General features: G+C 44.1%; 21 protein-coding genes. 8 read left to right on the top strand and 13 right to left on the bottom strand.

Annotated features, from left to right (window positions below):
• Positions 1–100: 100 nt before the first annotated feature.
• The 4 genes from ABDK00_RS15715 to ABDK00_RS15700 all read right to left on the bottom strand — a co-directional run bounded on the left by ABDK00_RS15715 (position 101) and on the right by ABDK00_RS15700 (position 4,496).
• Entirely contained in the window at positions 101–391 is a 291-nt protein-coding gene (locus ABDK00_RS15715; RefSeq protein ID WP_346236389.1) for a cell division protein ZapA, read from the bottom strand.
• Between the two features lie 11 nt (positions 392–402).
• Positions 403–693 (bottom strand): hypothetical protein, encoded by a 291-nt coding sequence (locus tag ABDK00_RS15710; protein WP_346236391.1) that lies wholly within the window; start codon positions 691–693, stop codon positions 403–405.
• Between the two features lie 12 nt (positions 694–705).
• Entirely contained in the window at positions 706–3,132 is a 2,427-nt protein-coding gene (gene pheT / locus ABDK00_RS15705; protein WP_346236392.1) for a phenylalanine--tRNA ligase subunit beta, read from the bottom strand.
• 116 nt (positions 3,133–3,248) lie between these two features.
• A complete protein-coding gene (locus ABDK00_RS15700; protein ID WP_346236393.1) occupies positions 3,249–4,496 on the bottom strand; it encodes a serpin family protein in 1,248 nt (415 codons plus the stop codon).
• Positions 4,497–4,920: 424 nt separating this feature from the next.
• Here ABDK00_RS15700 and dnaB point away from each other — a divergent pair, with 424 nt between their 5' ends.
• Positions 4,921–6,525 (top strand): replicative DNA helicase, encoded by a 1,605-nt coding sequence (gene dnaB / locus ABDK00_RS15695; protein ID WP_346236394.1) that lies wholly within the window; start codon positions 4,921–4,923, stop codon positions 6,523–6,525.
• A 115-nt stretch (positions 6,526–6,640) separates the two neighbouring features.
• Complete coding sequence (locus ABDK00_RS15690) at positions 6,641–7,342, top strand: RsmE family RNA methyltransferase (protein WP_428400570.1); 702 nt, start codon at positions 6,641–6,643, stop codon at positions 7,340–7,342.
• Between the two features lie 2 nt (positions 7,343–7,344).
• Here the strand turns inward: ABDK00_RS15690 and ABDK00_RS15685 are convergent, their stop codons facing one another.
• Positions 7,345–8,151 (bottom strand): sterol desaturase family protein, encoded by an 807-nt coding sequence (locus ABDK00_RS15685; RefSeq protein WP_346236395.1) that lies wholly within the window; start codon positions 8,149–8,151, stop codon positions 7,345–7,347.
• Positions 8,151–8,564, bottom strand: coding sequence for a hypothetical protein (locus ABDK00_RS15680; protein ID WP_346236396.1), 414 nt, complete (start codon positions 8,562–8,564; stop codon positions 8,151–8,153). Before ABDK00_RS15680 ends, ABDK00_RS15685 begins: the two co-directional genes overlap by 1 nt.
• A gap of 108 nt (positions 8,565–8,672) precedes the next feature.
• On the opposite strand from ABDK00_RS15680, the gene nagA reads away from it, so the two are divergent.
• Positions 8,673–9,785: an N-acetylglucosamine-6-phosphate deacetylase gene (gene nagA, locus ABDK00_RS15675; RefSeq protein WP_346236397.1), complete on the top strand. Its 1,113-nt coding sequence runs from the start codon at positions 8,673–8,675 to the stop codon at positions 9,783–9,785.
• 3 nt (positions 9,786–9,788) lie between these two features.
• Here the strand turns inward: nagA and ABDK00_RS15670 are convergent, their stop codons facing one another.
• The 5 genes from ABDK00_RS15670 to ABDK00_RS15650 form a co-directional block, all read right to left on the bottom strand.
• A complete protein-coding gene (locus ABDK00_RS15670) occupies positions 9,789–10,286 on the bottom strand; it encodes a dCMP deaminase family protein (protein WP_346236399.1) in 498 nt (165 codons plus the stop codon).
• Positions 10,287–10,342: 56 nt separating this feature from the next.
• Positions 10,343–10,924 (bottom strand): biliverdin-producing heme oxygenase, encoded by a 582-nt coding sequence (locus ABDK00_RS15665; protein ID WP_346236400.1) that lies wholly within the window; start codon positions 10,922–10,924, stop codon positions 10,343–10,345.
• Positions 10,925–13,138 (bottom strand): ATP-binding protein, encoded by a 2,214-nt coding sequence (locus ABDK00_RS15660; protein WP_346236401.1) that lies wholly within the window; start codon positions 13,136–13,138, stop codon positions 10,925–10,927.
• Positions 13,139–13,370: 232 nt separating this feature from the next.
• Positions 13,371–14,180 (bottom strand): TerC family protein, encoded by an 810-nt coding sequence (locus ABDK00_RS15655; RefSeq protein WP_346236402.1) that lies wholly within the window; start codon positions 14,178–14,180, stop codon positions 13,371–13,373.
• A gap of 7 nt (positions 14,181–14,187) precedes the next feature.
• Positions 14,188–15,252 carry a quinone-dependent dihydroorotate dehydrogenase gene (locus ABDK00_RS15650; RefSeq protein ID WP_346236403.1) on the bottom strand — a complete coding sequence of 355 codons (1,065 nt, stop codon included), beginning with the start codon at positions 15,250–15,252 and terminating at the stop codon, positions 14,188–14,190.
• 153 nt (positions 15,253–15,405) lie between these two features.
• Between ABDK00_RS15650 and ABDK00_RS15645 the strand changes: the two genes are divergently transcribed.
• From ABDK00_RS15645 to ABDK00_RS15635, 3 genes are all read left to right on the top strand, one after another.
• Entirely contained in the window at positions 15,406–16,578 is a 1,173-nt protein-coding gene (locus tag ABDK00_RS15645) for an acetyl-CoA C-acyltransferase (protein ID WP_346236405.1), read from the top strand.
• Positions 16,579–16,690: 112 nt separating this feature from the next.
• The gene (locus tag ABDK00_RS15640) at positions 16,691–18,493 is read left to right on the top strand and encodes an ABC transporter ATP-binding protein (protein ID WP_346236406.1); all 1,803 of its coding nucleotides are present in this window, start codon (positions 16,691–16,693) and stop codon (positions 18,491–18,493) included.
• Between the two features lie 142 nt (positions 18,494–18,635).
• Positions 18,636–18,851, top strand: a complete 216-nt coding sequence (locus ABDK00_RS15635; RefSeq protein WP_346236408.1) for a hypothetical protein — start codon at positions 18,636–18,638, stop codon at positions 18,849–18,851.
• A 286-nt stretch (positions 18,852–19,137) separates the two neighbouring features.
• Here ABDK00_RS15635 and ABDK00_RS15630 read toward each other — a convergent pair whose 3' ends face one another.
• Together ABDK00_RS15630 and ABDK00_RS15625 are read right to left on the bottom strand one after the other, a co-directional pair.
• Positions 19,138–19,719 (bottom strand): 7-carboxy-7-deazaguanine synthase QueE, encoded by a 582-nt coding sequence (locus tag ABDK00_RS15630; RefSeq protein WP_346236409.1) that lies wholly within the window; start codon positions 19,717–19,719, stop codon positions 19,138–19,140.
• Positions 19,720–19,848: 129 nt separating this feature from the next.
• Positions 19,849–20,727 (bottom strand): bifunctional 5,10-methylenetetrahydrofolate dehydrogenase/5,10-methenyltetrahydrofolate cyclohydrolase, encoded by an 879-nt coding sequence (locus ABDK00_RS15625; RefSeq protein WP_346236410.1) that lies wholly within the window; start codon positions 20,725–20,727, stop codon positions 19,849–19,851.
• Positions 20,728–21,038: 311 nt separating this feature from the next.
• On the opposite strand from ABDK00_RS15625, the gene ABDK00_RS15620 reads away from it, so the two are divergent.
• Complete coding sequence (locus tag ABDK00_RS15620) at positions 21,039–24,137, top strand: SusC/RagA family TonB-linked outer membrane protein (RefSeq protein ID WP_346236411.1); 3,099 nt, start codon at positions 21,039–21,041, stop codon at positions 24,135–24,137.
• A gap of 31 nt (positions 24,138–24,168) precedes the next feature.
• Positions 24,169–25,650 carry a SusD/RagB family nutrient-binding outer membrane lipoprotein gene (locus ABDK00_RS15615; RefSeq protein WP_346236412.1) on the top strand — a complete coding sequence of 494 codons (1,482 nt, stop codon included), beginning with the start codon at positions 24,169–24,171 and terminating at the stop codon, positions 25,648–25,650.
• Positions 25,651–25,654: the final 4 nt, after the last annotated feature.

Here is a 25,654-nt window from a genome sequence, read left to right as displayed (position 1 = left end):
CCAGCCATTGGGTTGGGTAGTGGGCGAAGATAAAAATAAATTTGGGATTTGGAGGAGCAAGCTTGTGCATTAAATCGTGAGCGGGCGCGGGAAGCGAAAATTATTTCAATTCTGCGTCGATCAGCGATTCAATTTGCTGCAACTTTTTTAGCAAATGGCTTTCATCTGCAATAGAAACATTTTTGTTGCTGCTTTCGGTTACAAACCACACCAATACCATTGAAATATAATCCTGCATGTCTTTTCCGGGTATGCGGGTTTTAAATTCCACGATTTTATCATTGATGATCTTTACCGACTGCCGCACGGTTTGTTCTTCGTCGGGTGACATTTGCACGCGGTAAATGCGGTCTGCGATGTTAATATTTGCGGGGATCAGGTTCTGTTCCATCGGTGGGATTTCTAAACGTTAAGCAATGCGATACACTTATCTATTTCCTTGATATAGCCGTTGATCTTCTTTTCAAAAGCCTTTTTCTCTGAAGCGTCCATCAATGCGCCACTGTATTTTTTTGCGTCGAGCTGATGTTGCAGCTTATCGGCGGACTGAGCGGCAGCGGCAGCCTGGGCTTTTGCCTCCGCCAGCGCATTTTTCAAAGAAGCATTTTCTTTCTGAATGGTGGCGTATTGCTTCGCCAGCAATTGCAACTTTTCCTGAATGGCTTTTATTTTATCTTCCAGAGCCTGCGACATAATAGTTGGGTTTTACTTTCTGACTTCTGCCTGTAATGCTCGTTCTAACTGCTGCGTTATTTTTTTCATCCAGCCGTCTATTTCACTGTCTGTTAGCGTTTTTTCTTCATCTAAAAACGTAAAATTTAGCGCGACTGATTTTTTATCCGCTCCTAATTTTTCGCTTTCAAACACATCAAACAGTTGAACGGACTGCAATTTTTTAAGGTTTACTTTTTTAACCTCGGCTTCCACTTCAGCATATTTTACATCCCTCGAGATAACGATGGCGATATCTCTTTGAACCGAAGGGAATTTTGAAATAGGCCTGAATTGCACTTTGCGTGCTTTCGATTTTGCTTCCAGCAAATTCCAGTTCAGGTCGGCAAAAAACACAGGCTGCCTGATATCGAACCGGGCGAGCATTTTGGAGCTAACCAGGCCCAACCGGCCGATTTCGTCGGGCCCGGCATTTATGCTTAATCCATATTGTAAAGTTGGTATATCCAATTCTTCAAATGTGATCGTGTTGATCCCCGCTAATGCTAAAATTTTTGTCGCGACGCCTTTCAGCGTAAAAAAATCATTAGGCGTTCCTTTCTGCTTCCAGCTATCCGCGTGTTTGTTGCCGGTGAGGTAGAGGCAAATATGTTCGGGCTCCTGAAAGTTTCCGTTGCCGTCAACCTGGTAGGTCCTTCCATATTCAAAAAGCCGGAGATTTTCATTTTTCCGGTTTAGGTTGTGCGCCACAATCTCAAGTCCTGTTTCAAGCATTTGCGGGCGCATAATATTTAGCTCTGCACTCAGATTATTTTTCATCTGCACCACGCTAGCCAACTCGGCTTCACTAAAATATGCCTTATTAGTGATCGAGTTGGTCAATGTTTCGTTAAATCCAAGCCCCGTTAAATAATTCGCCACTTTTTCTTTTAGCAATTCGGAATGCCGGTTTTCCTCAATCGCCGGAGTCAGGGAGATGGAAGTTGGGATGGGAACATTGTCCAGCCCGTCAATACGTAAAATTTCTTCCACGATATCGGCGGGTAAGCTAATATCTGGTTTATGATAAGGTACGCCTACCGTTAGTGAATCGATATCTTCTTTTGTGATCTCAAAACCCAGGCCCATAAGGATGTTTTTGACGGCATCCGGGTGATAATTTTTACCGCTTAACTTTTTAAGGTAATGATATTTGAAAGTGACGGTTGTTTTCGGTTTTTCCTCGGGATAGATATCGATAATACCCGAAGCGATTTTTCCACCACAAAGCTCTAAAATAAGGCTGGTGGCGCGTTTTAAAACATTCACCGTTGCCGAAATGTCGGTGCCCTTCTCAAACCGCGTAGCGGCATCGGTGCGCAGCCCATGTGCAAAAGAAGTGCGCCGGATAGTAACCGGATCGAAGCAGGCGCTTTCCAAAAAAATGTTTTTTGTGGCAGCGGTAACACCACTGTTTTGCCCGCCATACACGCCGCCGATACACATGCCGCCTTCAGCATCGCATATCATCAAATCATTCCCATTCAGCTTTCGCTCTTTTTCATCGAGTGTGATAAAGGTGGTGCCCTGCGGCAGATTTTTTACAATCACCTTTTGGCCCGCTATCCGGTCGGCATCAAAAGCGTGGAGCGGCTGGCCTGTTTCGTGAAGAATAAAATTAGTAATATCAACCAGGTTGTTGATCGATTTCACACCGATCGCTTTCAGCTTATGCTGAAGCCATTCGGGGCTCGGCTGAATGGTTACATCATTGATGCAAATGCCGCTGTAGCGCGGGCAGGCCTCGCTATTTTCAACCGTCACGGTTATGGGATTTTTTCCTTTGAAAATTGGGAGGGATTTGGTTTCCGGCAATTTGGCGCCGCCTTTTTTCTTATCGTGATGCGCTAAAAAGGCGGAGACATCACGCGCTACGCCCCAGTGGCTCATGGCATCCATACGATTGGGCGTCAGGCCAATTTCAAAAATAGTATCGGTATAGATATTAAAAATATCTGAAGCCGGCGTGCCGGGCTTAAGGTTATCGGGCAACACCAGGATGCCGTCATGCGACGTTCCTGTTCCGATCTCATCCTCAGCGCAAATCATGCCCTGGCTTTCTTCGCCCCTGATTTTTGCCGTTTTCATTGTCAGGGCTTCCCCGCCCATAGGGTAAATTGTAGTGCCTACCGGCGCCACGATTACTTTTTGGCCTGCAGCCACATTAGGCGCGCCACAAACGATGCGCAAAGGCGCTTCCCTGCCGATGTTGACGGTTGTTAATTTCAGTTTGTCGGCGTTGGGATGTTTGTCGCAGGTTAATACTTCGCCCACCACAAGTCCTTTCAACCCGCCTTTATGCGATTCGTAATATTCGGTTCCTTCTACTTCTAATCCTATCGAAGTTAAAATCTGGCTTAGCCTTTCGGGCTGCACTGGTTCGGGGAGGTACTCGCTCAGCCAATTGTAAGAAATGGTCATTTGTATGTCTAAAATTTGTGAGCGGCGAAGATAATAAGTAAAAATGAGTGAAGGATTGTTAAAAACTCCCTCAATTTAACGAGGAAGTTAAGATTTTCTTACAGGTAGGAAATCGGTTAATCCTGCGGGTTCATCAGGCGGCCCATAAATAAAATGGTATTCGAGGTTTTTTCACTGATGATGAATGCAAAAGGCCGGTTGCAGATGAACTGCGGCGGATTGGGGTTGACACTGGTGTATTCAATGCCAATGGTCGTAACGGCCGCCGCCTCGGTTCCTACTTCGTCAACAGCCGCAAACGTGTTTTGTTTTACGAAATCTACTTTTAGCGGGGCGGTTTTATTGATGCCCTGTAGTTCAGCTGCGGGATAAAAAGCTTTAACCATACCCATTTTTTCAAGTGTATTATTTAATTTAAACTCCTGCTCTAATTTAAATTTTGGTAAGCCTACTTCCACTTTACTGGTGACAAAATTGGATTGTAGCTGGCTCCATTTTACCGCATCTAATTCGTTTAATACTGAGGCGATAGTTTTTCCTTCTTTGGGAAGCAAAAGTGTTGCGCAAAACTGGCCATTGCCATAAGGCATTTGAAGAGCGCTAAAATTATCACCAGTTGCAAGACGGAACGTATCTTTTTGGTTCTTCATCATTTTTACTGTTTTTTGTGTACCGTCTTCCAGGTAAAATGGTTGATCTGTAGTGTTGGCTTTGTCAAATTTTGAACGCCAGTCGCCTTTAAAATAGAGCACATTCATTAGAAGCATTACCAGCGCAGGATCTAACTGATTCAGCACTTTGGGGATTTTGCCATTAGTGTTATCGCTGGCCCATTTATTAATGGTGGTCAGATCATCTGGAACAAAAGGTAAACCAGTAATTTGCGCATTAAAGCTGCTTTTCATGGTATTTAAAAAAGGAGCTTCAACATTAAAATCATTTTTATAGAAAATGGCGTTCGCCAATGCGAGTTTTACCAGCGGATCAGCCTTTGGAAGTTCGTTCAGCAGCTTTTTATAAGCATCGTTTAGTTCTGTTTGAGAGAGATGGTCGGACTTCAACGCTTTCATAATCTCTGACTTGGTTGTCGCTTCCGCGCCATTTACCAGCATGCCCAGCGCGATATGAAGGCTTAGCGGGGATACAAAAATATTATCCTCCGTCTTTTGTTCGGTCTGAAGGTTTTTGAAAAAATAGAAAGAAAAATCAGTAAAGGCATTAGCGATGGGTGCAGCGAGTTCGATAGGGTGCTGAACATTAGATTGCTGGCGCTTTTCTGTTTCGTCTGGTATATTTTGTTTGCCGCAACTTGTAGACAATAGTGTTAAAGTTACAACCAGCAAGTTAAGCGTTATTTTTTTCATGTGTTATTTTATTGATTTTATTGGTCACATGGAATTCCGCAGGGAGAAAATATTCATCGTACCGGGTATGAAAATGAATATTTTCTTATGCTACATTTCATGATTATATTTTGGTAGTTAATGATTAAGACGTATGTAAAAAACTTTTCGCAACAGGCGAGGGATTTTTTTGAAGTTTGCCGGAAGGCAGTCGAGCAGGTGTAGTCCCGCACACTTTGAAATGTGTATAACCTGCCTTTTGATGTACAGAACTTGTTTGAAAATAAAGATTTTTTTCGTCAGGTTTTACGATCTAAATTCGCCCTTTGATTTAACGGGTTAGTGGACCTCAACTAATTTTTTTAACACAATTACAAGTAGGATTGCACCCATCGAATCGTTGGTAAAATTTACTGACAGGACTTTTTATCGTTTGAATTGAACAATGGATCCAATAAATCTAAATAAAGACAGAAAGCCTGGCCGGCCAGGGAATCCGGGAGGGCAGAAAAGAAGATCGGGCAGTGCGGTTGATTTGGGAACAATGGTTTACGGTAAAGTGCCGCCCCAGGCCCGCGAACTGGAAGAAGCGGTGCTCGGCGCTATCATGTTGGAGAAAGGCGCTTTTGATGCCGTTATTGAAACCATTCGAAACCCGGAATGCTTTTATGTTGATGCGCATCAGCGCATCTTCCGCGCCATACAATCCCTGGCTAACAAAAGCCAGCCCATCGATATTCTTACGGTGGTGGAAGAGCTACGCATGAAAGAAGAGCTTGAAATGGTGGGAGGCCCTTACTATGTTACCAAACTAACGAACACTGTCGTGTCGGCCGCCAACGTGGAATCGCATGCGCGGATCATCATGCAAAAATTTATACAGCGCGAACTCATCCGGATCAGCGGTGAAATTCTGACAGATGCGTACGAAGACAGCGCCGATGTGTTTGATTTGTTGGATGATGCCGAATCGAAGTTGTTTGAGATAACCAACTCCCACATGAAGAGCACCATGCAGTCTATAGACTCGGTGTTGGTGGATACAATTAAACGGATTGAAGACCTGCGGCATCGAAATGAGGATGTAACGGGCGTTACCAGCGGCTTTAAGCCATTGGACAAAGTGACCTATGGATGGCAAAACAGCGATTTGATCATATTAGCGGCAAGGCCCGCCGTAGGTAAAACCGCATTCGCCCTAAACTTGGCGCGCAATGCTATTATGAATCCCGCCAAGCCCACGCCGGTGGCTTTCTTCTCGCTCGAGATGAGCGCTGCACAATTGGTGCAGCGGGTGTTATCGGCGGAAAGCGAAATAATGCTCGAAAAAATTGCCCGTGGTAAAATGGAGGAGCATGAAATGAAGCAGCTTTATACCAAAGGCATTCAACGATTATCCCAGGCGCCTCTTTTTATCGACGATACGGCGGCGCTGAATATTTTTGAATTGCGCGCCAAATGCCGGAAGCTTAAAAATAAACACAATATCGGCATGGTGATCATCGATTACCTGCAATTGATGAGCGGCGCTGGCGACAACCGCAACGGCAACCGGGAACAGGAAATCAGTACCATCAGCCGCAACCTGAAAGGCCTGGCCAAAGAATTAAACATCCCCATCATTGCCCTGTCGCAGCTGAGCCGGGCTGTGGAACAAAGAGGCACTAAAGATGGAAGCCGTGTTCCGCAGTTAAGCGATCTGCGTGAATCGGGAGCGATTGAGCAGGATGCCGATATGGTTATGTTTTTATATCGCCCCGATTATTACGACATGAATACTAATTCTGAAGGCGAAGACCAGAAGGGACTGACGGAAGTGAAGATTGCCAAACACCGGAATGGTTCGCTGGAAACAATCAGGCTGAAAGCATTACTTCATATTCAAAAATTTGTAACCTGGGACGACGATCCTTACAACGCTATCGGCTTGGGTGGCGGTACCTGGCGCCCTGTTAATGACGATGCGGACGGTGGCGGCGCGCGCTTATTTCAGGCGCAAAGCAAGATGAATAATATGAGCGATGACGAGCTGGATGAAGCGCCGTTTTAGATAGGGCAATGGGCAATAGTCAATTGTGAATGGTGAATGGGCAATGGTCAATAGTCAATGGTTGATGGTGAATAGGTAGTTGTGTGATTGGCCGGTTTTTTAATTTTAGCATACGATCCTTCCTTATTTCTACATACAAAATTTTGATCGCGCGCAGCAGTCGATCGTGTTGGACGAAGACAATTCGCGGCACGCCGTGCAGGTACTTCGGATGAAGGCTGGCGCGGCACTGCATCTGACCGATGGCAAAGGCCATTTAATCAAAGCGGTTATTACCAACGATCATAAAAAGCATTGTGAAGTAGCTGTTCAGGATGTGAGCTGGAGCGCCCGCCCCGAACCTTCCGTCATCATCGCTATAGCCCCTACAAAAAATAGCAGCCGCATGGAGTGGTTGCTGGAAAAGGCTGCAGAGATGGGCGTTCAAGAGGTGATCCCGCTTCTCACGCGCCGCACGGAAAGGCAAAGGTTTAAAGCCGAAAGAATGAGGAATATTCTTATCAGCGCCATGTTGCAAAGCCAGCAAACCTGGCTGCTTCATATGCCGGCGGCGATGGATTTTGATAAATTGATGGTTGACGCGAAATACGAAACTGTGCCTAATAAATATATGGCGCATTGTGTCGAAACAGATAAGCAGGCCTTGTCGCGCAGCTCAACATCCTCCATCATTCTCATTGGCCCCGAGGGCGATTTTACAACCGAGGAAATCCGCGCCGCGCTTGAAAAAGGGTATCAACCCGTAACGCTCGGCGAAACCCGCCTCCGAACGGAAACAGCCGGAATGGTAGCCGCTGCTTTGTTAAAAATCGGTTAGCGTTATGTTGACGGTTGCTGTTCTTCGTTATTTTTTTTATCAGCCGGCAGCATCGGCTTTAGCAATTGGCCCAGGTAATTTTGCGGGAAACGCTCTTTAATACCAAAATGTTCGGGCTCCTGAGCCGGGCAGGTGTAAGTACCAAAAATTAGGTCCATCAACGGAGACACGTTTGCATAATTACCTGCGTCTCTGTCAATACTATGGTGCCAGTGATGGAGCTCCGGAGCGCCGATCAGGTATTTCAACGGGCCGAGAGGAAGGCGAACGTTTGAGTGAATATAGATGGCCCAAATGCCTCTGAACGCTACCAGTATGGCCAGGGCTTCCAAATTAAAACCCATAACGAGCGCCGGAAGGTTAATAAGTCCTACCGTATAAATGGTATCCAGCGGATGCTCGCGATGAGCTGCCAGCCAATCGAGCTCTTCTGCGCTGTGATGCACTTTATGAAAGCGCCATAAAAAAGCTATTTTATGCTGAAGGCGGTGCCCCCAATAGATCAACAAATCGCTTAATAAAATTACTTCTATCGACTGGAGCCACAGCGGTTGGCTGCTCACCATCTCTCTGAATCTTCCGGGAATCCATTGATCTACTTCTTCGCCCAAATAATGTAGCGCCAGCAGCACCAAGCCATTCCATAAAAGGTATTGGCCAAGAAAATAACAAAGATCAAGGACCCAGTTTTTTCGTATAATTTTTTGTCCCTTTCGTGCGGGGAATGCCTTTTCCATCGGAAGGAAGACCAGGAAAAGGAAAATAAAACTTGCGCCCGCAGCAATTAAAATGTTTAGCAAACCTTGCATCAATTTCTTTTTTTAGCTGAATCGTTGGGTGTGACTATCAGGATGGATTTTGAACTACTTAACCGAAGCTGATCGGCCTGCCTAAGTGAACGATTGACAGGCTTTTTCTTTCTGACAGGATATTTTCGAGATCGAAGCGAGGCGTCGATAGCAGGTTTTGTGAAAGAATCTTTTTGCAGAAAAGTTGGCCCTGCCACGACCATGGATTTAGAAGATGGCAACAACATTTTTTTTGGCGATTCGTTTTTCATGGGCGCGGGCGATGTTACCGGCGCTCCGTTAGGGCTGCTTTGTAAAGCATGCTCATCCGCAAACAAGAGATAGTCAAACTTTCCGCTTCGGTAGGCCAAAAACAGGCTTATTAAACAGATGAAGGAAAAAATACTGGCAATTTGAATCAATCTTTTTTTCATAAAGGTGTTTAGGTTTCTATTGTAAAAATAAAGAATTATACTTATGGACGGCTTGCATGGCGCGATGTTTTGGTTTGTTTTAACCTAATCAAATTTATATTTGTAAGTATGCTTCATGCAATTAGCAATGCTGTTATTTATACGGGCGAGTCGGTGCGGCGCGATGCGCATATCATTATTAAAAATGGTAGCATTTTAGAAATTGGCCGCGCGGTTCCGGCAGGCGCAAAAGTTATTGATGTAAAAGGCAAAAATATTGCGCCGGCGCTTATCGATATTCAGCCAAATGGCGGCTATGACCTGTATTTTTCAAAGGAACTTTCGGCTGCGGCATTGCAGGATATGTATCAGGCGAGTGTAGATCACGGAACAGGATTTATATTGCCTACCCTTATATCTTCTGACTTTAAAACCATTCTCAAGGCTATCGATGTTGTAAGGGAATTTATGCAGGTTCAGCCGGGTGTTCTGGGCATGCATCTCGAAGGACCGTTTATCAACGTGCTAAAGCGCGGCGCTCATCCGGCGCAGGTGATAAGAAAGCCTACGGATGAAGAATTGAAAGAAATCATCGATCGCGGCAAGGGTGTTATCAAAATAATGACCATCGCGCCTGAAGTTTTTACGGACCGTCAGCTTGCTATGGTATTAGGTTCGGGCATCAATATCTCCATCGGGCATACTGATGTGAACTATGAACAAGCGCAGTATTTTTTCTCTAAGGGAATGCGCCTGGTGACGCATCTTTATAACGCCATGAATCAAATGGGGCATCGGGAGTGTGGCCTGGTAGGCGCTGTCTTTGATAACGAGGAAGTTTATGCACCCCTGATTCTGGATGGAGGCCATTGTCATTACGCCGCAGCCCGCGTTGCTTACCGGCAAAAGAAGGATAAATTGATTTTGCTTTCGGACGCAGCTTTTCTGGGTAGAAAAAAACAAAAGTTTGATTGGGACAATTTGAGTATTGAGCTGGTTGATGGATTTTACCGGGATAAGAATGGCAATCTTGGAGGCGCTGCGATCTCCATGCCCGATGCCATTCGAAACGCCATGCTTCATTTGGGCGCGTCGCTGCAGGAAGCGGTGGAAATGAGTACAAGCCGCGTTGCCAGGGCTATTCGCATGGATCAGCAAATCGGGTTTATCGAACCCGGCTATCCCGCAATGTTTACACTTTTTGATGATGCATTTCAGGAAGTATCTTGTTTGATTTGCTAAAAGCTACACGTCTTTCTCATCAAAGGAAAGCAAAATGTGTTGGGCCCGGGTCTTCACTTTTCGCATGCTGACGCCCGCTGTTTCCAACATCTTTCTCGAAGCGATAAAACTTTCTTTATAGGCATGTTTGTCTGACAGATAAACCACTTCGGTAATACCTGCCTGTATGATGGCTTTGGTGCACTCATTGCAGGGAAAAAGCGCGGTATATATTTTGCAACCCTGAAGGCTCATCCCAATATTATTCAAAATAGCGTTCAGTTCCGCATGGCACACATAAGGATACTTGGTATCGAGAAATTCGCCCCGTTTTTGCCACGGAAAATCATCATCGCTGCAACCGATTGGCAGGCCGTTGTAGCCCGTTCCCACAATTTTATTAAGATTGTTTACAATGCAGGCACCTACCTGCGTGGAAGGGTCTTTGCTTCTTTTGCCGGAAAGGAGCGCCACGCCCATAAAATATTCATCCCATGTAATATAATCTTCTCTTTTGCTCATGAGTTCTTTTTCCCAAAAGTACAGCTTGAATAGATATAGACAGAATGCGGCAGCGATTAGTTTTTTGTAGCAGCGATGAATGCAGCGGCCACTTCGAGATAATAGTGATAGATTTTTCGCGCCCCTGTCACCACTTCGTCCGGGGCTTCGTTTGCTTGGTTTAATACATCTAAAAAAGATGTCCAATAGGTACCCGTTTCGGCGGCGTAAACGTTATAGTAAAAAAAAGGTGTTGTTGAAAATATGTCCTGTTGCTTTAAGTGCTTGACGATGACGCGTCCGCCCAAAGTGGCGCCTTCTAAAACATACAAGCCGCCCAAGGCCTGCGCCGGCGTATCGAAACGAGGCGCAGGCGGCACCATGTTTTGATCTATGTTTACATCAAGTCCTGCCTGTTGCATGTCTTTTTGGAGCGCTTCCGATTTTGATCTTGCTGCCAGTGACAACGGGGCCGCGTGTGGGCCGAGGGCCGCAAAGAGCTGCGGTTCTAAAACTTCGTGCACGACAAAATTTATGTGGAGTACCAGCCGGTATTTTTCAAGATCAAAAGCGCCTGAAAAAATATCTTTTGAGAACAGGGTTTTTTCCAGCGCTTCATGTAGCGGAGCGGTTTCTTTTTTTAGAATATCGCTCAGCATTTATATCATTTTATTTTGGAAGACGAGATAAAAAGCTGTGCCTTCTCCGAGGTTGCTGATGCACCAAATGAAGCCTTTGTGCTTTTCGAGAATTGTCTGAACAATAGGTAGCCCGATACCGGAACCTTCAAAATCGCTCGCATTGTGGCATCGGTTAAACAGGTCGAAAATATGCGCGTGGTCTTCCGGCGGAATACCAATACCATTGTCATGTATTTTATAGCAAACGTAGCGATCCTTTTTCACGCCACTGATCGTCACTTTAGGCTGGCTCACTTTGGAACTATACTTTAAAGCGTTTCCAATGATATTAGAAAAGCAATGATAAAGCAGCTGGCTGTCGCCCAAAATGGGAGGTGTGGCGCCAATTTCTATTTTCGTTTTGTAATATTCATGTGCAATGGTGTGGTCGCTGATGATGTCCGTAATTAAAGTTGACACTTCAACTTCGCGAAAGGCAATTTCATTTTTATTAATTCTTGTCAGTTGATTCACGCCCGAAATCATGTCAGACATCTTATCAACGCCAGTCATGATTTTTTTCGTAATCTCTTTTTCTTTAGGGCTCATGGAGTCGCCGGCCATCATCAATAATTGAGCGTAGGACCGGATAACCGTTAGCGGTGTTTTAAGATCGTGGGAAACAGTATAGCTGAAAAATTCGAGGTCTTTTGTAATGCGGTTCAATTTACCACGGTAGTCCATAATCTGCCGGGTTTCTTTCTCGAATGATGATTCAATAAGGCTTACAACGCGTTGCGCCGATGCAATTTCTTCACTTGTCCACGCTTCTGATTGTTTAGTCACACTTTCACGCCATACAGCAAAAGACTTTCTGGGCAGGTAGCGTCGCATTTGTCCATCTTCTTTCACGGGGACCGTCTCCTTATCGTTGGGGTTTCCTGCCCATTGAATCACATAACGGTGTTCTTTTTTGAACCAGATTAAATAGGTGTTTTCAATCGAGATGGGAGCAATTAAGATACCGCTGGCCTTTTTATAATAGTCAAGCGCTTTAGGCTCTTCTTTCCAAAATTCCTGCGTATAAAAAAGGCCGCGGTTTGGCTGCGCCTGATGCCATTCAATAATAGATAAAATTTGCTCCCGATCAGGCACCTGCCCCGAATGGTAGAGCTGGCCCTCAAAAAGCATGGCGAACCCAGATGCCTTTGCGCTTAAACAAAGATCTTGTATGCCCTTACTGAGACTTGATTTTAAGTTGTTTTCCTGAATAATAAATTCCTGTAATCTGGAGTAGCAGGCTGCAAATTTTCGCTCTGCATTTTTGGACAGGTCTTTCAACTTTTCTGAGATGCGCGAAATCATCACTTTTGAAATCAGCAGCGTTGCCTGCCGGATCTTAAAGTCAATAATTTTTGGTGTGCTGTGATGGCAGGAAATCAGCCCCCAGAGCGAATTGTCGTCCATGATCGATACGCTGTAGCTTGACACAACCTTCATGTTTTTGAGATATTCGATATGGATGGGCGACACTGCACGCAGCACCGTAAAAGTTTGATCGATAGGAGCGGGTTTTACAGAAAGAATAGAAGCGGTGGCGCTTCCAGCTTCATGAATCAGACGGATATGGTTTTTTTTGTATAGCTCCCGCGCTTGCCTTGGTATATCAGTTTCGGGATACCGTAAACCCATGAAAGGTTCCAACGACGTGTCAACTGCTTCGGCAACCACCTGGCCGCTTCCATCAGGGTTGAACTGGTAAACCATAACACGTTCAAAACCTATGAGCTGCTTGATCTCGGAGACGGCCGCGTCCATGATATCTGAAATGGAATTTTGGCCGATGACCGTGTCGACAATCTCGAAAATTTTGCTCGATACATCCCCAGCCTGGAGTACAGGTTCCGTTTCAAAAATTAAAAAATTGCCGCTATATGAATCGATTAGATAATAATCTATTCCATTGCAATTGATGATGGGGTAAACATTGTTTTGGCCTTTTATGCCGTTTTTGATTTCTTTCACATAAGTTGAAAATAAGAAATCGGAGCCCTCGACGTAAGAATCTAAAATATGGCAAGGTTGGCCTAAAACAGCACCAGCATCTATTGGTAAGAAATCGTTGAGGTTTTCACTGATTTGAGAAATAGTTTCCTGGTCTTTTTCAATACCTATTAAAAAACCTCGATTTTGAATTTTTCCTGAAATATGGATGGGCTCTGTATGGCACTGAAGGATTGATTGATGGCTCATAAACGAGTTTTGGAGCTTTACTAAGGGCGAACAAATTCAGGTAAATATATATAGAGTTTTTCATATTTAAGCCTAATTAAAATAAGGTGATGGTTTGGTGTTGATGGAAAGTTGATTACATTATAAAATTAATTGTAAAGTATTGTAGAACTGCGAAAGCGGCCGGTGGCGGCCGCTTTATATGAAAAGATTTAAATGATTTTAGAACCAGAGCAGGACGGTTCAGGACGCCTTATTTTTGAGGCCCCTCGTTATCCAGGGAAGGGGCGTTTAATTTCACTACTTTGCCCGCTCTTTTGCGCATAGCCATATTTAGAATTTCGACAATAAACGAAAAAGCCATTGCGAAGTAAATATAGTTTTTGAGATGAAGTTCATGCGCCATATCGGAGTTCCATCCTTCTACTATTAAACTTACACCTATCATTACCAGGAAGGAGAGCGCTAACATTTTTAAGGTAGGGTGCTTCTGAATAAAGGCTGCAATTTTCGGGCTGAAAGTGAACATAACAATCATGGCTACTACAACAGCGGCGATCATAATCTCGAGATGTTTGGCAGTACCACCTGCGGTGATAACACTGTCAAAAGAAAATACGGCATCAATGATGAGGATTTGAAGAATGGCCTGTCCAAAGCTGAGCTTCTTTTTGTTTTGCGCATTTTCGTTCGGATCTTCACCTTCCAGTTTATGATGAATTTCTTTTACCGATTTATAAATCAGGAACAATCCCCCAACCAACATCACAATGCTCGCCAGGTCGAACCCTTTGCCAAACCAGCTCTCCGGGATAATATATTTTCCCTTTTGCGCCAGCAGCCAGCTGAGCGCGCCGAGCAACAGGCAGCGGCTAAGGATACCGGTAACCATCCACGTGCGGCGGGCTTTCTTTTGCAGGTTCTCCGGCAACCTGTTTAAAATGATGCTTACAAAGATTACATTATCGATGCCCAGCACTACTTCGAGCACGACGAGGATGATAAAGCTAATCAATGATTCGAAGGTAAACAGTTCAGAACCTGATATAAATAATAAATCCATTTTATAACTATAGTGATTGACAAATTTGTTTTACAATGCCCGGCCCTTCATAGATAAAGCCGGTCCAAACCTGAACCAAAGAAGCGCCTGCAGCCATTTTTTCCTTTGCATCGCGGCCGGTAAAAATGCCGCCCGAGCCAATGATGGGTAGGCTGCCGCCGGTTTGTTTGTTTACATATTCAATAATATCTGTGCTTCGTGCGCGAACCGGCCTGCCGCTCAAACCGCCGGCTCCGATTTTTTCCTGTTCTGCAACAGGCGTTTTCAATCCGCTGCGATCAATCGTCGTGTTGCTGATCACCAGGCCATCCAGCTTCACTTCCGCAGCTAAGGTAATGACATCATCTATCTGCGACCGGGTCAGGTCCGGAGCAATTTTTAAAAGAATGGGTTTTGCCTGTGCCTTTCCATTATTGATCATGGCCAGGTTCCAGATAATCTTTCTTAACGACTCTTTCTCCTGCAGCTCGCGCAAACCGGGCGTATTGGGGCTGCTCACATTCACCACAAAGTAATCTACAAAATGATGCAATTTGTTAAAACAGATGGCGTAATCCTTCCAGGCATCTTCGTTGGGCGTCACTTTATTTTTACCAATATTTCCTCCAATAATCAAGGGATATTTTTCGCGGCTGCCCGCCTTTTGCTCACGCCATTTTTTTAATCTTTCAGCCACCGCATCGGCGCCCTCATTGTTGAAACCCATTCGGTTGATAAGTGCGTTGTCGGCGGGCAAACGGAAAAGACGCGGTTGCGGATTGCCTTCCTGCGCCAGCGGCGTCACGGTTCCAATTTCAACAAACCCAAAACCCAGCGCTTCTAATTGGTTCAGAAACATGGCGTTTTTGTCAAACCCGGCGCCAAGCCCAACCGGATTTTTCAATAACATATTCAGGAACCGTGTTTCCAAAACCTGGTCAGGCGCAGCAAAACTACTCACCATCTTTTTGCCAAGGGCGGTTTTAGTGAGCATACCCAACTGATGCATCGCCATATAATGAGCGCGTTCAGGAGGGAATAAAAAGTATAATTTTCTAAGTAAAGCGTACATCAGGCGCAAATATACCGTCATTTAAAGATTTGTTTGAAATCTATATAAGAAATGTGAGCGCCTTTGTTAAGGAGAAAACTTATCTCAAATCAATCAGCGGCGTGATCGGCCGCCGGAGAATTTGCTTAAATTTGGAATACATAGTTGTTGATGCAACTTTTATAAAATTTTTTTATGGAAGCATATATTGTAGCCGGGTTCAGGACAGCAGTTGGAAAGGCCAAGCGCGGCGGGTTTCGGTTTTACCGGCCCGATGATTTGGCAATTGAAGTCATTAAAGGGTTGATGGCCAGTATTCCGCAATTAGAAGCCAGCCGGGTGGATGACGTTATCGTCGGTAATGCGGTGCCTGAAGCCGAACAGGGTTTGCAAGTGGGGCGCATCATTGCGGCGCGTGCGCTGGGTATTGAAACACCCGGGGTTACTGTCAACCGTTATTGCGCGTCTGGTTTAGAAACGATAGCGATCGCTACGGCCAAAATACGCACAGGAATGGCAGATTGTATTATTGCCGGAGGCACAGAAAGTATGAGCTTGGTGCCTGCTTCCGGCTGGAAAACTGTTCCTTCATTTGATATTGCCAACGACGCGCCGGATTATTATTTAAACATGGGTTTGACGGCGGAAGCGGTGGCGAAGGATTTCAATGTCAGTCGCGAAGCGCAGGACGAGTTTAGCTACAATTCTCATCAAAAAGCAATGGAAGCCATCAGTAAAGGATATTTTAAAGAGGGCATTTTGCCAATCGAGGTAAAAGAAATTTATCTTGACGAAAAAGGAAAAAAGCAGCAAAGGAACTTTACGGTTGATACGGACGAAGGGCCCAGAGCCGACACTTCAATGGAAGCGCTTTCCAAGTTGAAACCGGTGTTTGCCGCCGGAGGAACCGTAACGGCAGGCAATGCATCCCAAACCAGTGATGGCGCGGCTTTCGTGATCGTTATGAGTGAAAAAATGATGAACGAATTGCAGCTGCAACCCATTGGCCGCCTTGTTGCTTCGGCCGTTGCCGGCGTCGATCCGCGCATCATGGGCATCGGGCCTGTGGCGGCGATTCCGAAAGCATTGAAGCAGGCGGGCAAAACCTTGAACGATATTGATTTGATAGAATTGAACGAAGCCTTTGCGTCGCAATCGCTCGCCGTAATCAGGGAAGCGCAGCTCGATCCGGACAAAGTAAATATTAACGGTGGCGCTATTGCGTTGGGCCACCCTTTGGGCTGCACTGGCACCAAACTTACGGTTCAGTTGTTAGGCGATCTCAAGCGGTTGGATAAAAAATATGGAATGGTAACGGCATGCGTAGGCGGCGGGCAGGGCATTGCCGGTATCATTGAAAGACTTTGAGTTGAAAAAAATAGAAACAACTATTGGAAGAGCTGCATGAGCGGCTCTTTTTTATTATAAAAGTTTTGAGTTTATTAATCGTCCAACCAAACAGAACCTTATTATTTGTGATATGGCTAAAGCGTTTACGAAAACTTTGAATCTGGTCAATATCGTCCGACAAATCTGGCCTTTTGTAAAACCTTATCGAAAGATGATTTTCGGCACGCTGACTCTCACTTTGGTAGGAGCGCTAAGCGCGCAGGTTAATCCCCTTATTTTAAAATACACCGTCGATCATGTTGACGCGCTTTTACAAACCGCTGATCCATTGCAGGAGGGTGTAAAGTTATTAGCGTTTATTTCCGTGGTACTGTTTGCTAAAGAAATCATCAATATTTTTATCCAGTTTGGGCAAAAATTTTATGGTGAAAAAATAAGGATCAATGTAAGTAACAGCCTGGCCGAAAAGGCCATTAAGAGAATGCTCAGCTACCGGATGAGTTTTTTTACCGCGGCAGAAAATCAATCGGGAAAACTACAAACCCGCATCGACAGAGGCGTTGAAAGCCTGACACGTTTGGTGCAAAATTTTTTCATCGACATCCTCCCGTTGTTTTGCAATTCTATATTAGCGTTGGTGATTATGTTTATGGCTAATGTTTATGTCGGTCTGGTAGCGATTACTATTTTACCGGCATATTTTTATGTAAGCGCCCGCCAGGCGAAAAAATTGCAGGGTGTCCGGCGCCAGTTGCGCAGAGGGCGCGAAAACAAAAGTAACGGCCTGCTCAATCTTATAGAATCGATTACGGTAATCAAGAGCTTTGTCAGGGAAGATGTAGAAGAAAAAAAGCAGCTGGCTATTCAGCAACAGTTGACAGACGACCAGTTGTACACGCGCAAAACCAATTTTACATACGATGGTATTAAAACCTTTGTCGAGCAGATCGGCGTGGTTTTAATCATCATCCTCACGGCCTATTTGGTGTTGGATCATCAAATCAGTATCGGCGCCATCATGTTGCACATCATGTTGTTCAACAATGTTTCTTCACCGATCCGGCAATTGCATCGTATTTACGATGAAGTAAATGACGCCTTTATTTATGCCGAAGCATATTTTCAGATAATAGAAGATGATGATGCTATTGAACAAACCGGTGCCAGCAAGGTCAGAGCGTTGGACGGTCACTTTGAAATGCGCCATGTAAGCTTTACCTACGCGAACGGCACAAAAGCATTGCACAATGTGAGCCTCTCTATTGAGCGTGGCAAAACGACGGCGCTTGTTGGCTTAAGCGGCGCGGGCAAAAGCACGATCCTGAATTTGTTGAACAAATTTTATGAACCTGACAGTGGAGAAATTTTACTGGATGGGGAGGCGCTTAAAGAGTATGATAACAGTTCTTTGAGAAGCGATATCGGGTTGGTGCTGCAGAAGAACCATATTTTTAAAGGAACGATTGAAGACAATATTCGCTACGGAAAAATTGATGCATCTTTTGATGAAGTGGCCCACGCCGCTACCCAAGCCTATTTGCACGATCAGATCATGGAGCTTCCGTTGCAGTATCAGAGCGATGCGCAGCTACTCAGCGGTGGTCAGCAGCAACGCATTGCCATTGCGCGCCTGTTTCTTAAAGATCCGCCGATTATTTTTCTGGATGAACCCACAGCAAGCCTCGACGCCATTGCAACTGAGCAAATCAAAAACAGCCTGGATGCTGTTAAACAAAATCGCACGGTGGTCATTATTTCTCATTCTATTTCCCAAATTATAGATGCGGATATGATCTACGTATTGAAGCAGGGAAGGTTGGTAGAGTCGGGCCGACACGAAACATTGATGAATAACGACAATGTTTACCGGGAGATATTTGAAGCTTCTGCAAGAAGTTTGAATATAGAGCGCATTGCAAAATTTTATAACTGAACAAGTTAGTAGCACGGCTTAGAGATTTTATTTTTAATTAACATTTTTCAGGTTTTTGAGATCGTCTCCGGAATAGTGTTCGCAAACTATTTTTAAAGATGATGGGTTCCATGAGACCTACAAAACCATAAATAATATAAAGATGAAAATCTCAATTAGCAGAATGTTGTCCTTTACCGTGATCGTAGCGCTTTTATTTGGGCTTATTGCCTGTGGGCATCCACACTATCAGCGCGGCCCTATGCACGGACATCGCGGCCATATGCCTCCAGGGCAGGTGAAAAAATATTACGGCTCCAAATCGGCTAAACCATATGCGCCGGGACAGCAAAAAAAGTATTATCGTAAAAGAAGATAAAAATGAGGTTGGCTGCAAGTTGTTATCCATTTATGCATTCATTTACTAGGTGATGCATAAATGGATTTTCTTTTTCCCGATTTCGTAAATGGATTTTCCCAATTTCGGCAGCGGCCTTTAGTGTCAGCTGCTATTTTTGTGTTAACAAAAGCAAGCGTGGCCTCTCCGGCTTTTTCTACTGATAAAGGTAGTTTTTGAGAGTGGGCCAACTAGCATTGTATAGTTTTCCTTAAGCAGATAGTTTTCGAGAGTGCACCGTTTATTTCTATAAGGGGTGCTTTTTTATTTACGGCACATTAATATACTTATGAATCTGCAGGCTTAATTCCCATTCAGGATGTTGCTTGATATACTCAATGATGAGCGGCGTCATCGCGTCTGATTTACTCCATTCGGGCTGAAGATAAAGTTTACAGTCCGGCGATACCTGGCGGGCAAAACTTTCGCCCCAGGCGAAATCACTCTTATTATAAATAATGATTTTCAGTTCGTTGGCTTTAGATAATATTTCCGGAAGCGGCGCTTTAAACTTTTTGGGCGAAAGGCAAATCCAATCCCAACTGCCGCTCAGCGGCGACGAACCGGAGGTTTCTATGTTGGTCGCGATGCCCGCGTCTTGAATCGCTTTGGTTAGCTCGTCTAGTGGGTGCATCAGCGGCTCGCCGCCCGTAATGACCGCGAGGGGAGCCTTTGATTGCCGAATCGTTGATACAATTTCATCTGTCGTCATCACCTGGTGTCCGTCGAATGCCCAGCTTTCCTTCACATCGCACCAAACGCAACCGACATCGCAACCACCCAACCGCACAAAGTAAGCAGCGCGGCCCTGATGAAAGCCTTCCCCCTGAATGGTATAGAAATGCTCCATTACAGGAAATTGGCGGGTTGTAGTCGAAGTGGAGTTGATAAGAAGAGATTTAAGGATGATAGTAAAACATGGCTGGCCGAAGCCAAAGTTCTGGCGGCCAGCTTTTTTAGCATGAAATAGTGCGGCTGTTTAATCTTTTGCTACACAGGATTGATACGTATTCTTCATCAGCGCTGCGATGGTCATGGGGCCAACGCCGCCCGGAACCGGTGTAATAAATGAGCATTTGGGCGCCACTTTTTCAAAATCCACATCGCCGGCCAGGCGGTAACCTGATTTTTTAGAATCATCTTTCAACCTGGTAATGCCCACGTCGATAACAACAGCGCCTTCTTTTACCATTTCCGGTTGTAAAAATTCTGCGCGGCCAATAGCTGCAACGATAATATCGGCCTGGCTGCATATTTCATTTAAGTTTTCTGTCTTCGAATGACAAACCGTAACCGTACAGTTGCCTGGGTTAGCGTTATTGCTTAAGAGAATACTCATGGGGCGGCCGACGATATTGCTGCGGCCCAATACCACCGCGTGTTTACCCTTGGTAGGAATATTGTTATGTTCCAATAATAACATGATGCCGTAAGGCGTGGCAGGGATAAAAGCCTCTTCTTCCCCCATAATCATCCGTCCAATATTTTCGGGATGGAAGCCGTCAACATCTTTGGCTACAGCGATTGCCTCAATCACTTTTTTTTCAGAGATATGTTTAGGAAGTGGCAGCTGCACCAGGATGCCATCCACGGAAAGATCATCGTTGAGTTCCTGGATTTGATCTAATAATTTCATTTCGCTGATGTCCTCTTCGTATTCGATCAGGGTAGAAATAAATCCGATTTCATTGCAGGTTCTCACTTTGGAGTTTACATAAGTTTGGCTCGCACCATCTGAGCCTACAAGAATTGCGGCCAGATGAGGCACTTTCTTGCCGGTGGCAGCGCGCTGGGCCACATCGATTTTGATCGTATTTAATATGGTTTTGGCTGTTTTTTTTCCATCCAGTATTTGCATCGTGCAAAGATGCATAAGTTTTTTCAACAGGCGGTCAAAAAATAGGAAATGCTAACAAATGTTAATTGATTTGAGTCAATATGTTCTTACGGTCCTTGGCTTCACTTTTATGTAAATGATTGAAAATTAAATTATTATAATAAATCTATTAATTTGGTAGGATGGTATCAATTAAAAAAAACTTAACTGAATATGAATTTTTTGTTAAAAAAATAAATACCTTGGCGTTTGAAAACTAAAAGGCCGGCAGCTATATTCGTACCTTTTGCTTTTTAAATTGACATTATTCATTTTTAACAAAAAAGTTTTACATGAGAAAAATTCTATTGCTTCTGGCAATGTTTATGGGATTTTCGTTTTTGGCTTTCTCGCAAACAAGAACTGTGACTGGAACAGTTGTGGATGAGGAAGCCAATCCCGTGCCCTTTGCATCCATTACGGTAAAGGGCACATCAATAGGAGTTTCAGCCGATGCGGATGGTAAGTTTACAATTGCCGCAAATGAGGGTGCAGTCTTAATCTTCTCTGCAACCGGCTTCGATACTCAGGAAGTTTCGGTTCGAAATGGCGTGGCTAATGCCGTTTTAAGGAAGGGGCAAGGAGAGTTGATTGAAGAAGTCGTAGTGACAGCTTTGGGTATTCAGCGCCCGCCGAAGTCGTTGGGATATGCGACCACAAAAATTGATGATAAAACGCTGACTCAGGGAAAAGCTGTAAATGTAGCTAATGGTTTACAGGGTAAAGTTTCCGGCCTAAATATTACAACCATCAATAGTGGAGTTTTCGAAGAAGTTAAGATAAATCTTCGAGGAATCAGATCTCTGTTAGGCAGCAATAATCCCATGTTATTACTAGACGGAGTTCCTGTGCCTATTAGCTACTTATCATCCCTGAACCCGAATGACATAGATAACATTAACGTCTTAAAAGGATCTTCGTCGGCCGCCATTTATGGTGCAGACGCAAGAAATGGTGTAATAATAGTTACAACGAAAAAGTCCTCGAGCCGACCGGTTGTTACATTTAGCAGCAGCGCGCAACTTACTGATATTTCGTTTTATCCTAAATTTCAAACAACATTCGGTAGTGGGGGGTATGGAGATTACATTCCTTACGAAAACTGGCAATGGGGGCCTGCTTTTGATGGCTCAATGGTAATGATTGGAGATCCGCTTCCCGACGGAAGTACTCAAATGGTACCCTATACTCCAAATGATTCTCGTAAAGAGTTTTTCAATCAAGGATTAACACTTCAGAACGATCTTTCCTTCGCAACCAATGACTTTTTTGTAAGCTTGTCTGATGCCAATATCAAAGGCATTGTTCCGGATGATGTAAATCGAAGAACTGGTATTCGTGTAAACACGGGGAAAGAGTTTGGCCGAGTTAAGATTCAAGCAAATATGAATTATATCCAATCCAATTATGATATTTTTGATGATGATGCCATGGGCGATTATCATGCGTCACAAAATGTTGGATTAAATAATGGTTTAATGAACCTGATTTTTAACACGCCTGCTCACATTCCTTTGACATCTTACAAGGATTTTGAAAATAACCCTTGGGCTCAATATAATAATTATTTTAACCACTACGGCTTGAACCCCTATTTTGCATTAGATAACTGGCGTCAAAAAGGCCGCAAACAGGAATTTTTGGGCAATCTGGAGTTAACGCTTAAGGCAACGGATTGGTTAAGCTTTACCTACAGAGCTGCTATCAATTCCAGATCTGATGTTTACTCAAGGATTTCTAAAGGCGAAACTGTAAACGCATTTGGTATTAGCAGAGGACTTGCCGCAATTCCAGCAATGAGCAGGGAGTACTCTAATTCGAGTATGCGTCTTTCTTCTGAAATTTTTGGAAGTGTGAATAAAGACTTTGGTGATAATTTTAAGTTTACGGCTGTCGCCGGTAATTATATTAGATCAACAGAGTCTCGTGGCGTAAACGTCGGTGCTACTAATTTAATAATTCCAGAGCTTTATAATGTTGCGCATAGAACAGGTGAGCTGGTAGGTGCGTCACCTTTAGAGCAAACGCGCTTGGTAGCTATGTACGCTAGCGCAGGGTTAGGCTATAAGGGATGGGCAAACATAGAATTTACAGGGCGTAACGAGTGGGTGTCAATGTTGGCAGACGGAAACAATTCTTATTTTTACCCAGGAGTAAGCGCGGCTTTTATGGCGACTGATGCAATAAATGGTTTAAAGAATGATCTACTTTCTTTTTTGAAATTTAGAGCCGCGTGGAACCAAGTAGGTAGTGCTGATATAGCGCCATATCAATTAGCTTCAACTTTTACACAACCAACAGGGTTTCCTTTTGGCTCCATCCCCGGATATTCCGCAAACAACAGGGCTTACACTGTTAATTTAAAACCCGAGTTTTTATCAAGTGCTGAATTTGGAGTAGAAGCCGGCTTTCATAAAAATAGAATTAATATAGAAGCCACCTACTTTGTTCAACAGAATGATGACCAGATCATTCCGATTCAATTGTCTACATCAACAGGGTATAGTTCGCTATATACCAATGCAGCCTCTTTTACCAATAAAGGAGTGGAGCTAGATCTAAGATTAACACCCGTGGTAAAGTTTCGAAATGGTGGTGTAGAGTTTAGAGCAAACGCGACTTATATTGATAATAAAGTTACACACGTTGCTGAGAATTTAAATGAAGTGGGGATTGGCGGGTTCACAGATTTCGCTATGAACTATGTAGTAAAAGATATGCCTGCATTTGTTTGGAAAGCAGTTGATTGGCTGAGAGATGACCGGGGGCGTGTTATAATTGATGCTGAAACCGGCCGCCCAAGTCCTAATCCGATTATGAGCACTTATGGTCGTACTCAGCCGCTTTGGATCGTCGGCCTTACCCCATCTGTTCATTGGAAAGGGTTTAATTTGACAGCTTTATTTGAGTATCGGGCTGGGCATTATGCTTACCATGGCATTGCGCCGGCTATGGCATGGACTGGTACTTCTATTTATACCGCTAGAAACAATCGTGATGCGTTTGTATTTCCTAATTCTGTGTATGAGGATCCTAATTCACCCGGATCTTATATTCCGAATACAAATATTGCAGTTAATGACGTCAACGATTTTTATACCGGAGAATACAGGGATGTTGCTTCAAACTTTTTAACTAGTGCTGCATCTTGGAGGTTTCGAGAAGCTTCTATCAGCTACACTATTCCCGTCCAACAGTTAATTGGCGAAACATTCATCAAAGGTGCTAATTTCTCATTGACAGGTCGGAACTTAATTTTGTGGCTACCGAAGACGAACGTCTATTCTGACCCTGATTTTAACTTCACTACCGCTAATACAGGTGGTGTAGGTACATCCCAAATTAATCCACCCGTGAGGACTTTGGGCGCGAATTTAACCTTGACATTCTAAGAATTTTAATTCGTAAGATAAAACTAAATAAATGAAAAAAGTAGTTTATATAATATTACTCGCCGTAATGGCTAGTGGATTTGCTGGGTGTAAAAAGTTCCTGGATGTGAACAAAAACCCAAATGATCCTACTGATGAATCTATCACACCCAATTTGATTTTATCATCAAGTCTTCATAGAATGGGATCCCAAATGGCTATCTCTTACGCCGCTACCGGGCGTTGGATGGGATATTGGGCGCGCTCGGGAACTTACGGTCCAAACCCAGATGAAGAAGCATATCGAATCACAAGTACTTATGAATCGAATGAGTGGTCCACTTGGTTTGATATTTTAAATGATCTTGATGTAATGGAAGCAAAGGCTACCGAACTAGGCGAAGATTTTTATACGGCTGCAGCAAAGGTGCTTAAAACCGTCGGATTTATGTATTTAGTGGACCAGTATAATAACGTACCGTATACAGAGGCGTTCGATTTAAATAATCAAATGTTTCCGAAGTATGATAAGGGTCAAGATATTTATAATGATTTATTTGTTCAGTTAGACGAAGCCTTGAGTCTGTTTCAAGGTGTAACCGAAATTTCTTCCGAAAACGAGCAGTTTGATATTATGTTTGGTGGAGATGTCACGAATTGGATAGAATTTGTAAATACCCAGAGGTTAAAATTAGCATTGAGGTTGGTAAATGTGACGGGTTTTGACGCAGCCGGTCAAATGGCAAAAATAACTAACGAAGGATTCTTGAAAGTTACCGCTTATGTGCAACCGGGTTATACAAAGGATTTGAACAAGCAGAATCCGTTTTGGAATAGTTTTAAAGATTTGTATGATGGAAGTGTTGCAGACAATTTCAATCGTTTAAATAACTATGTTAAAGGTAAGTTTCAGAATAATGGAGACCAGGCCCGACTAGAGCGATTCTTCTCACCAAACGGAAGATCTGGTACAAATTATACAGGCTTCAACTATGGGGAGGTAATCTCAAACGCGCCAAGTGCTAGTGCATCTGCCGACGTAGCGGGTCCTGCATTGGCAAAGGGTCCGGACCAAGCTCAATGGTTTTTCACATCTGTTGAAAGTAAGTTTTTGCAATCTGAGGCAATTGCTCGCGGCTGGTTAACTGGCAATGCCGAACTTTCCTTCAGGGACGCTGTAACAGAGTCGTTTACCTGGCTTGGGCTTACTGCGGCGCAGGCAACCACATATTTGGACCAAACAGGCGTGGATATTGTAGAGTGGCCAGCCACAGCTGCCGAACAAATTATAACAATAGGAATGCAGAAGTATTTGGCATTAACAGGGGTTAATAATTTTGAAGCCTGGGTTGATTACAGAAGAATTGGTGTTCCGACTGATTTGCCACTTTCGCTACACCCCAGCCGTGGTAATAACATCATTCCCTTGCGCCTACAGTATCCGCAGAGTGAGTTCAGCTTTAATCAAAACTCAGTCTCGGCCGAAGGTACGATAGACCCTCAATCGAGCCGTATATTTTGGGATGTTAACTAATTCT

Origin of the sequence: Niabella insulisoli (assembly GCF_039652435.2) — a bacterium.
In the GTDB taxonomy this organism is placed as follows: Bacteria; Bacteroidota; Bacteroidia; order Chitinophagales; family Chitinophagaceae; genus Niabella; species Niabella insulamsoli.
Note: the sequence above shows the minus strand (reverse complement) of the source record. Positions and strands in the feature narration are given on the sequence as shown.